Consider the following 11,463-nt stretch of genomic DNA (forward strand, 5'->3'; position numbering starts at 1 on the left):
GCGCAGGCCCGGTGCAGGGATGGGAAGAGAGGGCACATGCTGAGCGAGAACGTGATCGACGCCATCGGCCGGACACCGCTGGTCCGGCTGCGGCTGGGGGCCGACCGGGACGTCCGGGTCTACGCGAAGCTCGAGATGAACAACCTGTTCGCGATGAAGGACAGGGTGGCCAAGCAGATCGTCACCGACGCGCGCAGCACCGGCGTGCTGGCCGAGGGCGCTCCGATCGTGGAGAGCTCCTCGGGCACGATGGCCCTCGGGGTCGCCCTGGTGGGCACCGCCCTCGGCCATCCGGTGCACATCGTCACCGACCCGCGGATCGACCGCGTGACGCTGGCCAAGCTGGAGGCGCTGGGCTGCGTGGTGCACGTGGTGCCCGCGATGGACGAGCACGGCTGGCAGGGCGCCCGGCTGACCCGGCTGCGGGAGATCATGGACCGGAACCCGGGCGCGTTCTGGCCGAAGCAGTACGAGAACCCGCAGAATCCCGCCGCCTACCGGCACTTGGCGCAAGAGCTGCTCGCCGACCTCGGCACGGTGGACGTCGTGGTCGGCGCCGTTGGCAGTGGCGGCTCGCTGTGCGGCACCTCACGCGTGCTGCGCGAGTCCCTGCCGGAGTTGTACGTGGTCGGGGTGGACTGCGTCGGAAGCGTGCTCTTCGGCCAGCCCGACCGGCCCGAGCGGCTGCAGAGCGGGCTGGGCAACAGTCTGCACCCGAAGAACCTCGACCATTCCGTGATCGACGAGGTGCACTGGCTCAACGACCACGAGGCCTTCGGCGCCACCCGGGAGCTGGCCCGCGAGGAGAAGCTGTTCGCGGGCAACACCTCCGGATCGGTGTACCGGGTGCTGTGCGAGACGGCCCGACGGGCCGCGCCGGGCACGACCCTGGTCGGGATCTTCCCGGACCGCGGGGACCGGTACGCCGACACCGTGCACAGCGACGCGCACTGGGCGGAGCAGGACCTCCGGCGCCTGCCCGTCGCCACGGTGCCGCGTCAGGTCGTCGACGGGACGGAGGTGAAGAGCTGGTCGTTCCGCCGCAACCGCGCGGACGCGCCGCGGCCGGCCTTCGTCTTCGTGGAGTCCAACACCACCGGTACCGGCATGCTGGCCCTGCGGATCGCGGCGCAGGCCGGCTACGAGCCGGTGCTCGCGACCGGCGACCCCACCAGGTACGGAGGGCTCGCCGAGACCGGTGCCACGGTCGTGGACTGCGACACCAACGACACCGATGCGCTGGTCCGGGCGGTGACCAAGGCGTTCGAGCCCGGCTGCATCGCCGGCGTGTCGACGACCAGCGAGTTCTACCTGGTGGCGGCGGCTGCGCTGGCCACCGCGGTGGGGCTGCCCGCGGAGCGTCCCGAGGCGATAGCCGGCTGCCGTGACAAGGGGCGGTTGCGCGAGACCCTGCTGCGGGCCGGGATCGGGCAGCCGAGGTTCGAGGTGGTCGAGGACGGGCGGTCCGCGGCCGCGGCCGCGGACCGGATCGGTGTTCCCTGCGTGGTCAAGCCGGTCGACGACTCGGGCTCGACGCGGGTGCGCCGGTGTGATTCCGCGCAGCAGGCCGCCGAGCTGGCTGAGGAGATCACGGGCCGGACCACCAACGGGCGCGGGCAGGCCATGGCGGGCCGGGCGCTGGTCGAGCAGTACATGGACGCGCCCGAGTACAGCGTGGAGATGTTCGGCGTCGGCGGAGTGCACCGGCTGATCGGCATCACCGAGAAGACCGTGACCGGCGCACCCCACTTCGTGGAGTCCCGGCACCTCGTGCCCGCCGACCTGCCCGCCGAGGCGGCGCGGGAGATCGTCGCGACGGTGTCGGCCGCGCTGGCCGCGACCGGCCTCGGCCGCGGTCCGAGCCACACCGAGGTGAAGCGCACCGCGACCGGCACGGCCGTCGTCGAGATCAACCCGAGGCTCGCGGGCGGCCTCATCCCCGAGCTCTACCGCCTCGCCACCGGGGTCGACCTGCTCGCCGCCCAGGTGGCCTACGCCGGTGGCGGCGAACCCGTGCTCCCCGACGGGTTCGCGCGCCACGCGGGCATCCAGTTCATCCTGCCCACCGAGCAGGGGGTCCTGGAGCGCGTGGCCGGCCTGGAGGAGGCCAGGGCGGTTCCGGGGGTGGAGCGCGTGACGGTCACCGCCGCGGCGGGCACCGGGGTCGCCCCTCCGACGGACGCCTACGGGCGGATCGGCCACATCATCGCCGTCGGCGAGAGCCGGGCGGCGGTCGTCGAGGCGCTCGACCGGGCCTCGGCACTCGTCGATGTCGAACTCCGGGGAAAGAGGACGAAAGTATGACGGTCGGTCGACGAAGCGTTCTGCGCTCCGCCGCGGCCCTCGTGCCGGCGATGGGGATCGGCGGTGCGCCCGGCGTGGTGTCCGCTGCGACCACGGCCCCGTCGTGGCAGGTCTTTCCGGTTCAGCCGGGTTCGGGCGCGTGGTTCCGGTTCAGTCGGATCGGCGTTGCCGCGAACGGCACCGCCAAGGCCCTGGGCACCAACCGTCAGGTGACCGCGCTGGGGGCGCTGGCGACCGGCCCGGACGGCGCCCTGTGGATGGCGGGTTCCAGGGAGACCTCGTCGTCCACCAGTGTCTTCTTCGCCGAGCTGCCGGTAGCCGTCTGACCGGGCCTTTCCGATGCCGACAAGGACCCAGCCCCCCGGGGCTGGGTCCTTGTCGTGTGGCAGGAAGCGGCCCAACTTCCCTCCGGCAAGGCGTAGATGGCGCGGAGGGAGAGTTGACGCGCACTCTTATGCATGTAAGCTCACTCTTACACGTAGAAGAAACCATGGACGTGGGTAAGGGGATGGAGACAGTGGAGAAACGCTCGGTCATCGTCCGGGTGGCGAGTTGGAGCGCGGCCCACCCCTGGCGCGCCATCGTCGGCTGGTTCGTCTTCGTCGCGCTGTGCCTCGGCGCCTCGGCCGCGGTCGGCACCAACAGCGCCACCACCGCGGACTACCGGGTCGGCAAGGCCGGGAAGGCGGAGGCGATCGCGACGGAGGGCGGTCTGCAACGCCGGCCCGTGGAGCAGATCGTCATCGACTCCCCGTCCGGCACGCTGGACGTGTCCGCGGCCCGGGCCGCCGCCGCGGACATCACCGCGCGGATGGGCAAGCTCCCCGAGGTCGACAACGTCGAGCAGCCGGTCCTCTCCCGCGACGGCAAGGTCCTCATGGTCCAGGTCGTCATGACGGGCGAGGAACTCGCGGCCCGCAAGAAGGTCGACCCGCTGGTCGAGCAGACCGCCGCCGTGCAGCAGGCCCACCCCGGCGTCCGGGTGCAGGAGACCGGCGGCCCCTCGATGAGCAAGGGCCTCGACAAGCAGCGCGGCGACGACCTCGCCTTCTCCGAGATGCTCACCCTGCCGGTCACCATCATCACCCTGATGATCGCCTTCGGCTCCGTGGTCGCGGCGGGCGTGCCGGTCCTGCTGGCCCTCACCTCCATCGCCGCCGCCATGGGGCTGTCCGCCGTCGCCTCGCACGTGCTGCCGGACGCCGGCGTCGGCAACAACATCATCCTGCTGATCGGCCTGGCCGTCGGCGTCGACTACTCACTCTTCTACCTGAAGCGGGACCGCGAGGAGCGGGCCAAGGCCGGCGGCCGGCTCGGCTCGCAGGCCGTCGCGGAGATCGCCGCGGCCACCGCCGGCCGGGCCATCGTGGTCTCCGGATTCGCGGTGATCGTCTCGACCGCGACACTGTACTTCGCCACGGACGTCATCTTCTCCTCGCTCGCCACCGGCGCCGTGATCGTCGTCACGGTCGCCGTGGCCAGCTCGCTGACGGTGCTGCCCGCCCTGCTGGCCAAGCTCGGCGCCCGTGCCGAGCGGCGTGCGGCCCGACTCGCGGCCCGGGGCAAGGCGGCCCGGGCGCACGGCGGGACGAGCAAGGTGTGGAGCGCGCTGCTGCGGCCCGCCACCCAGCGCCCCGGGGTCACCCTGCTGGTCTCGGTGCTCGTCATGCTGGGGCTGGCCGCGCCCGCCCTCGGTCTGAAGCTGAGCGTGCTGGGGAAGGACACCTTCTCCCGCGACATCCCCGCCGTGCAGACCTACGACCGGCTGACCGCCGCCTTCCCGGAGACTCTCGTCCAGCACCAGGTGGTGGTGCGCGCCGACGCGAACCGCGAGCCGCAGGTACGGACGGCGATGGAGGACCTGCGCCGCCGGGCCCAGGCGGACCCGCTGTTCGACAAGGACGTCGAGTTCAAGCTGAGCACCTCCGCCGACAAGCGGATCACCAGCATGATGCTCTCCGTTCCGGTCAAGCCCAGTTCGCCCCAGGCGCTCGAGTCGCTCGACCACATCCGTGACGACTACCTGCCCGCCACCGTCGGCAAGGTGTCCGGCGCCGAGGCGTACGTCACCGGTGACATCGCCCGCGATGTCGACTACCTGGACCACCAGAGCTCCAAGCTCCCGCTCATCGTCGCCATCCTGCTGCTGGTGACGTTCGGCATGACGGTGCTGGCCTTCCGGTCGGTGGTCATCGGTGTGATCGGCACCCTGCTCAACCTGCTCTCCGCGGCGTCCGCCTTCGGCCTGCTGGTCGTGGTCTTCCAGGGCCACTGGGCGGAGGGCATCCTCGACTTCCACTCCACCGGAGCGATCGGCTCCCGCGTGCCGCTGTTCCTGTTCGTCATCCTCTTCGGGCTGTCGATGGACTACCAGGTCTTCGTGGTCAGCCGGATCAGGGAGGCGGCCCAGCGCGGACTGGACACCCGCTCGGCCGTGCTGGAGGGGATCGGCAGCTCCGCGGGCGTGGTGACCAGTGCGGCGGTGGTCATGGTCACCGTGTTCGCCAGCTTCGCCTTCCTCACCCTGGTGGAGATGAAGCAGATGGGCTTCGTCCTCGCTGCGGCGGTCCTGCTCGACGCCTTCATCGTGCGGATCATGATCCTGCCGTCGGTCCTGACCCTGCTGGGCAAGGTGATCTGGTGGCCGTCCCGGACGATGCGGGCGGTGCGGCAGCAGCAGCAGCTCGGAGCGGTCGGTTCCGAGACGGTCACCGTGCTGTGGACGCGGGAGTCCGGGAGCGTCTGATCCGGGGCCGCCCTCGCCGGCGGCCCCCCTGTACGGCCTTCCAACCCCCGGGAAGGCTCGGTGCCGGACCGCCCAGCTCAGGGCGGTCCGGCATCTTTTTGGCTCAGGGGCCGGTCTGGAATGGCCGGTTCCGCGGGCATATCCGCCAGGTATGGCAAAGCCGGAAGTTTGATATTTCTCAGCGGCGGAGCGGTGGACAAGGATGTGAATCAAACGAACACGGGGGTGTCGAATCGTGCAGATCCACATACTCGGCCCACTTCTGCTCACCCAGGGCACGCGGAGCTGGGGCGTCACGTCGAAGCGGGTGGGCTCGGTGCTCGCCCTGCTGGCCCTGGCCCCGGGCCGGCCCGTTCCGTTCGACCAGCTCGTGGACGAGCTGTGGGGTGACGAACGCATCGCCAACGCCAAGAACGCCCTGCAGGCCAATGTGACCCGGCTGCGCAAGCTCCTGGCGTCCGTGGCCGGGGGGGAGGGCCGGGACCTCGTGCGCACCGTCGGCACCGGCTACCTGCTGGACGTCCGGCCCGAATCGGTCGATGCCCACCGCTTCGTGACCCTCGCGGACGAGGGCACGGCCCTGATCGGCCGGGATCCCGCGGGGGCGGCGCTCGTCCTGGCGGAGGCGCTGGACATGTGGCGGGGCGCGGCCCTGCTGGACGTCGTCGAGGGGTTCCGCTGCCGGACGGCGTCCGTGCGCCTGGAGGAGCGGCGGCTCGCCGCGTACGAGGACTGGGCGACCGCGAAACTGGCGGTCGGTGCGGAACGCGTGCCGGTGCCGGAGCTGCGACAGCTGGCCACCGAACACCCCGGCCGCGAACGGCTCAGCGAACTGCTGATGCTGGCCCTCTACCGTGACGGCCGGCAGACCGAGGCGCTCGACGTGTTCCACCAGACCCGCCGGCGGCTGGCCGAAGACCTCGGCGTGGAGCCGGGACGTTCCCTGCACGCGGTGTACCGGGCGATCCTCCACCAGGACGACATCCTCGGAAGTCCCCACGGGCCCCTGATGCTTGCAGGTTGACGGACCGTCAGATCTGTCGCCGGACGCGACCCGCCGAGACCGAGGTGGTGTTACGGTGGTTGCTCCGTATGCCACTTGGGGCGGGCGGAGCGCGGGGTCACAGGTGTCTGGGGAAGCGGGGGCTTCGTCTGTAATGCGCGTCGAATTACGACATGCCCGGCTCGTGGCTGCCATCGCCAGTGCCGGGAGCATATCGTCGGCCGCGATCCGGCTCAACCTTCCGCAGCCTTCCCTCTCCTCTCAACTTCGCCGTCTGGAGCGAGAGGTCGGAGGAGAGCTGTTCGTGAGGTTGCACAACGGAGTGGTGCCCACCCCGCTCGGCGAGCGGGTGATCCCGATGCTCGTCGACCTGGCCCGGCGCGGTGACGCCGTGATCGCCGAAGTGGCCGCGCAGAGCGTCAGGACGCTGCGCGTCGGCAACGTGGAGTGGACGCCGCCCACCCTCAAGGACGCGATCGCCGAGTGTCTGCCCGCCGCCGAGGTGCAGACCGAGACGGTGGACCCGGCCGACGCGATGAACGCGGTCGTCGACGGGCGGCTCACCCTGGCGCTGGTGCCCAGTGCGCCGGACCGCCAGCTGGCCCACCCTGGGATGACGCCGCTCAGCTCGGCGGTGGTCGTCCGTCAACCGCTGTGGCTGGCACTGTCGTTGGGACACCCCCTGGTTGCGCACGGGCCCGTCGGCCCGGCCCAGGTGCGTTCCCTCCAGTGGGTGCGCTACGCGCGAAGCCACTGGTTCCACGAGTACGAGGACGCGGCCTTCGCGGACCTCGTGGAAGGCCGGCCCGTGCCGATCCACTGGGTCCGTGGGCACCACGAGGCGATGAGCTGGGTCCGCGAGGCCGCGGTGGCCGCGCTGACCGTGCCGACCGGTGCGACCAAGGACGTCAGCCTCGTCCCGGTCGCCGGAGCCCGCGTCTGCGAGCTGATGCTGGTGTGGCGCACGGGATCGCTCAGCTGGACGGTCGTGACGGCCCTGGTGGAGAACGTGCGCCGGTACTTCTGCGAGTACGCGCGCACCATCCCGAGCTTCTGGTCGTGGATGGTCACCCACCCCGAGGACTTCCGCGAGATCCAGCACCTCCTGACGGACCATCCGCAGGATCCGCCGTCCGGAACGGGCTGATCGGCAACCCGAACGCCCGTAGCAGCCATGTCAGTTCGCGGTCAGCGGGCTGTCAGCCGCTTGCTCCAGCATCGTCCGCATGACTACTGCAGCCACCAGCGCCGAACGGCGTGCCCAGATCAAGGACATCATCTGCGACATCCTGGAGATCGAGCCGGCCGACATGACCGGCACCAGCCGGTTCAAGGAGGACCACGAGGCCGACTCGATGGGCGCGATCGAGATCCTCTCCACCCTTGAGCGGACGTACGGGATCGACCTCGACCAGAGCGTGCTTCCCCGGATGGTCGACCTCGACGCCGTGGTCGCCATCGTCGAGCAGGCCGTGGCCGCCAAGTAGCCGGCGCTGCCCGGCCGGGGTCGTCCGGGCGGGCGTGAGGGACTGGAGTACAGGGTGTACGACAACGATCAGCGGCCGCGCCAGGTGGTGATCACCGGACTCGGCCTGGTCACCAGCATCGGCCTCGGGGTCGAGGAGTTCCTGGCCGGCCTGCGGGCCGGTCGCAGCGGGGCCAAGCCCATCACGGCTTTCGACACCACCGGGTTCGCCCACTCCCACGGGTGCGAGGTCACCGACTTCGACCCGGCGGAATGGATCCGCGGCTTCGAACCGGAGGAACTGGGCCGGGCGACCCAGTTCTCGGTGGCGGCGGCCAACATGGCCGTCGCCGACGCGGGAATCGCACTGGAGGAGCTGCGCACGCGGCGGACCATGGTGTCGGTGGGCACCACGGACGCGGAGTCCCGCGACCTGGACCTGCTGGTCGGTGAACAGCTCGACGAGGGCCCGGAGCACCTCACCCCCGGGGTCGTCCGGCGGGCCCATGCGTCGAGGCTTTCCTCCAGCATCGTCCGCGAGCTCGGGCTGACCGACGTCGAGGCCCTGACCATCCCCACCGCCTGCGCGGCCGGCAACTACGCCATCGGCAGCGGCTACGACGCGATCCAGGCCGGCGACGTCGACGTGGCGCTGTGCGGCGGAGCCGACGCCGTCTGCCGCAAGACCTTCGCCGGCTTCTACCGGCTGGGGACCATCGCCCCCGAGATGTGCCAGCCCTTCGACCGGGACCGCAAGGGCATCCTCACCGGCGAGGGTGCGGGCATCCTCATGATGGAGAGCCTGGAGTCCGCCCGCGCCCGCGGCGCCCGGATCTACGCCGAGGTCCTCGGCTACGGGCTCACGTGCGACGCCCACCATCCCGTCGCACCGGACCAGGACGGCCTGGCCCGCTGCATGGCGCGGGCCCACCGCAACGCGGGGATCAGCGCGCAGGACGTCGACTTCATCTCGGCCCATGGCACCGGCACCAAGGCCAACGACGTGACCGAGGCGGGTGCCATCCGCCAGGTCTTCGACACGCCGCCACCCACCGTCTCCATCAAGTCGATGGTCGGGCACAGCATGGGCGCGGCCAGTGCCCTCGGCTCGGCCGCCTGCGCCCTGGCCATCGCCGAGGGCTTCATCCCGCCCACCATCAACCACCGGGAGACCGACCCGGACTGCGGGCTGGACTGCGTGCCCAACGAGGCGCGGCCCGCCGAACTGTCCGTGGTGCAGAACAACGCGCTCGCGTTCGCGGGCAACAACGCCGTGCTCATCCTGGGCCGGCACCGGGAGGCGACCTGATGTCCGCACTGGTCTTCTCCACCTGGTCGACGGTGTCGCCCTACGGGGTCGGCAGCGAGGCCTTCCGCGCCGGTGTCCGGGCCGGTCGCAGCGCGATCGGCGCACTCGACCCGGCGGCCTGGCCGGGACCGTTCACCGAGGGCGCGCTGGTGCCGGGCTTCTCCGTCGCCGAGCACGTCGGCCGCAAGGGCACCCGCACCATGGACCGGGTCACCGCCATCGCGGTGACCGCCGTGGGCCTGCTGCTGGCCGACGGCGGACCGGAACCGGCCTCCCGGACCGAGGAGACCGGGCTGGTGCTGGGCACCGGCTCGGGCAGCGTGCAGAGCATCATGAACTTCACCCGCGACTCGCTCGAGGGCGAGCGCCCCTACCACGTCGACCCGGCCCGCTTCCCGAACACGGTCATGAACCGGGCGGCCGGGCAGAGCGCCATCTGGCACGGCATCAAGGGGCCCAACACCACCATCGCCGGAGGCCGCCTGACCGGGCTGACGGCGCTCAGCTACGCCATGCGGCTGCACCGGGGCGGCCACTGCGCGCGGGTGCTGTGCGGGGCAGCCGAGGAGTACTCCGAACAGCGGGCCTGGCTGGAATGGCACGGCCGGGACGGCGACGACCGGACGTCCCCGCTGGGCGAGGGCGGCGCGGTGTTCCTGTTGGAGACCGCGCAGGACGCCCGCGCCGCCGGACGGCGCGCGCGGGCCCACCTGCTGGCCACCCGGTTCCGCGCCTTCGCCGCCCCGTCCGACGCCCGCGCCGCCCTGGCGCAGTGCGTGCGCGAGGCCCTGGAACGGGCCGGTGCGCGCGCCGAGGACGTGTACCTGGCGGCTCCCGCCGAAACCGGCGGGATCCTGGCAGGCACCGAGGAGGCCGCGATCGGGGACGCGCTCGGCCCGGCCGGGCCCCGGTTGCTCAAGAACCGCGCACTGCTCGGTGACGCCTCGGCGGCGACCGCGAGCCTGAAGCTCGCGGCGGTGCTGTCGGTGCTCGACGACGAGGAGACGCCACCCGGCGCACTCGCCCTCGTGACGGCGGTCGACCGGGACGGCACGGCCGGCTGCGCGCTGCTCGCCGCAGCGACGAACGAGGAGAGCTGAGTGGAGACGAACGCCCGCAGGGTCGCGCTGGTGACCGGGGGCTCCCGGGGCATCGGGCGGCACGTGGTCACCGGGCTGGCCCGGGACGGCTTCGACGTCGCGTTCTGCTACCGGTCCGACGAGGAGGCCGCGCAGTCGGTCACCCGGGAGGCCGAGAAGGAGGGGGCGGGCGTGTTCTCCGCCCGCGTCGACGTGACGGACGCCCGCGCGGTACGGGACTTCGTCAAGGCCACGGAGAACGCGCTCGGCCCGCTGCACGCGGCGGTCTCGTGCGCCGGCATCGTCCGCGACAACCCGCTGGTGATGATGCCCGAGGAGGACTGGGACGCCGTGGTGCGCACCAACCTGGACGGCACCCACCACCTGTGCAAGGCCGCCGCCTTCGCCATGATGAAGCGCCGGGCGGGCAGCATCGTCACGATGTCCTCCGTGGCCGGCGTGTACGGCAACGCGACGCAGACCAACTACTCGGCCTCCAAGGCCGGGATCATCGGCCTCACCAAGGCGCTGGCCAAGGAGTCCGGGCGCTACGGCCTGCGCGTCAACGCCGTGGCGCCGGGCTTCATCGACACCGACATGCTCTCCGGGCTGGCGCCGGAGCACACGCGGAGGATGACCGAGCGGATTCCGCTCGGCCGCATCGGCCACCCCCGGGAGGTGGCCGACCTGGTGTCGTTCCTGGTGTCCGACCGCGCCGCCTACATCACCGGACAGGTCTTCGGCGTCGACGGTGGCCTCGTCGTCTGATCCCGTAAGGAGCAGCATGCCCAAGAACAAGACCCCGCGCTTCTACTTCTCCCTGCGCAGCCCGTACTCCTGGCTCGCCTACCAGGAATTGACGGAGCGTCACAACGACCAGGTGGAGCGGCTGGAGTGGCTGCCGTTCTACGAGCCGGACGGGACGAGCGCGCGGATGCTGGAGGAGCGCGGCGGGCGGTTCCCGTACTCGGAGATGTCACGGGAGAAGAACCGGTACATCCTCCAGGACGTCGGCCGGATCACGAAGGCGCGCGGCATCACGGTGAACTGGCCCGTGGACGTCGAGCCGGTCTGGGAGGTCCCGCACCTGGGCTACCTGGTGGCGGCCCGGGAGGGCCGGGGGCACGACTACATCGCCGCGGTCTACCGGGCCCGGTTCGGTGAGGGGCGCAACGTCTGCGACCCGGCGGTCATCGCGGACATCGGCCGCGAACTGGGGATCGACCCCGAGGTGATCTCCCGCGCCGAGGCCGATCCCGTACTGCGCGAGCAGGGCGTGGACATCCTGATGCAGGTCTGCGCGGACGGCGTCTTCGGGGTGCCGTTCTTCGTGCGGGGGTTCACCCGCTTCTGGGGCCTCGACCGGCTCGACGCCTTCGTGGCACACCTGCGCACCGGCGCGGCCACCGCGGCCTCCCTGGCTCCCGCCACCGCCGGCGCGGTGGGCGTCGGCCGCTCGGCCGACGACGGTCACGCGGGCGGCTGCGGCTGATCCGCCGGCCGCGGTCCCGACGTGGAGCCCCGCTCGGGCGCGGGGCTCCACCGGGTCGCGGTGAA

General features: G+C 71.7%; 10 protein-coding genes. All 10 read left to right on the forward strand.

Going from position 1 to position 11,463, the window contains the following annotated elements; all coding sequences use genetic code 11:
* Positions 1-36 precede the first annotated feature (36 nt).
* The 10 genes from ACFU74_RS00710 to ACFU74_RS00755 all read left to right on the forward strand — a co-directional run bounded on the left by ACFU74_RS00710 (position 37) and on the right by ACFU74_RS00755 (position 11,398).
* A complete protein-coding gene (locus ACFU74_RS00710; RefSeq protein WP_380749527.1) occupies positions 37-2,304 on the forward strand; it encodes a pyridoxal-phosphate dependent enzyme in 2,268 nt (755 codons plus the stop codon).
* Entirely contained in the window at positions 2,301-2,630 is a 330-nt protein-coding gene (locus ACFU74_RS00715; RefSeq protein WP_380749530.1) for a hypothetical protein, read from the forward strand. Before ACFU74_RS00710 ends, ACFU74_RS00715 begins: the two co-directional genes overlap by 4 nt.
* 164 nt (positions 2,631-2,794) lie before the next feature.
* Positions 2,795-5,050 (forward strand): MMPL family transporter, encoded by a 2,256-nt coding sequence (locus tag ACFU74_RS00720; RefSeq protein ID WP_380749533.1) that lies wholly within the window; start codon positions 2,795-2,797, stop codon positions 5,048-5,050.
* Positions 5,051-5,285: 235 nt separating this feature from the next.
* A complete protein-coding gene (locus ACFU74_RS00725; RefSeq protein ID WP_380749536.1) occupies positions 5,286-6,074 on the forward strand; it encodes a BTAD domain-containing putative transcriptional regulator in 789 nt (262 codons plus the stop codon).
* Positions 6,075-6,207: 133 nt separating this feature from the next.
* On the forward strand, positions 6,208-7,200 hold the full coding sequence (locus tag ACFU74_RS00730; protein ID WP_380749539.1) for a LysR family transcriptional regulator: 993 nt from the start codon (positions 6,208-6,210) through the stop codon (positions 7,198-7,200).
* A gap of 79 nt (positions 7,201-7,279) precedes the next feature.
* Complete coding sequence (locus ACFU74_RS00735; RefSeq protein ID WP_380749542.1) at positions 7,280-7,540, forward strand: acyl carrier protein; 261 nt, start codon at positions 7,280-7,282, stop codon at positions 7,538-7,540.
* A 54-nt stretch (positions 7,541-7,594) separates the two neighbouring features.
* Positions 7,595-8,827 (forward strand): beta-ketoacyl-[acyl-carrier-protein] synthase family protein, encoded by a 1,233-nt coding sequence (locus ACFU74_RS00740; RefSeq protein ID WP_380749544.1) that lies wholly within the window; start codon positions 7,595-7,597, stop codon positions 8,825-8,827.
* Positions 8,827-9,927 (forward strand): beta-ketoacyl synthase N-terminal-like domain-containing protein, encoded by a 1,101-nt coding sequence (locus ACFU74_RS00745; RefSeq protein WP_380749547.1) that lies wholly within the window; start codon positions 8,827-8,829, stop codon positions 9,925-9,927. Before ACFU74_RS00740 ends, ACFU74_RS00745 begins: the two co-directional genes overlap by 1 nt.
* Complete coding sequence (gene fabG / locus ACFU74_RS00750) at positions 9,928-10,674, forward strand: 3-oxoacyl-ACP reductase FabG (protein WP_380749549.1); 747 nt, start codon at positions 9,928-9,930, stop codon at positions 10,672-10,674. It begins immediately after the preceding gene.
* 16 nt (positions 10,675-10,690) lie between these two features.
* A complete protein-coding gene (locus ACFU74_RS00755) occupies positions 10,691-11,398 on the forward strand; it encodes a 2-hydroxychromene-2-carboxylate isomerase (RefSeq protein WP_380749552.1) in 708 nt (235 codons plus the stop codon).
* The last annotated feature ends 65 nt before the right edge of the window (positions 11,399-11,463 follow it).

The organism is Kitasatospora sp. NPDC057500 (genome assembly GCF_042802195.1).
Taxonomy (GTDB): Bacteria; Actinomycetota; Actinomycetes; order Streptomycetales; family Streptomycetaceae; genus Kitasatospora.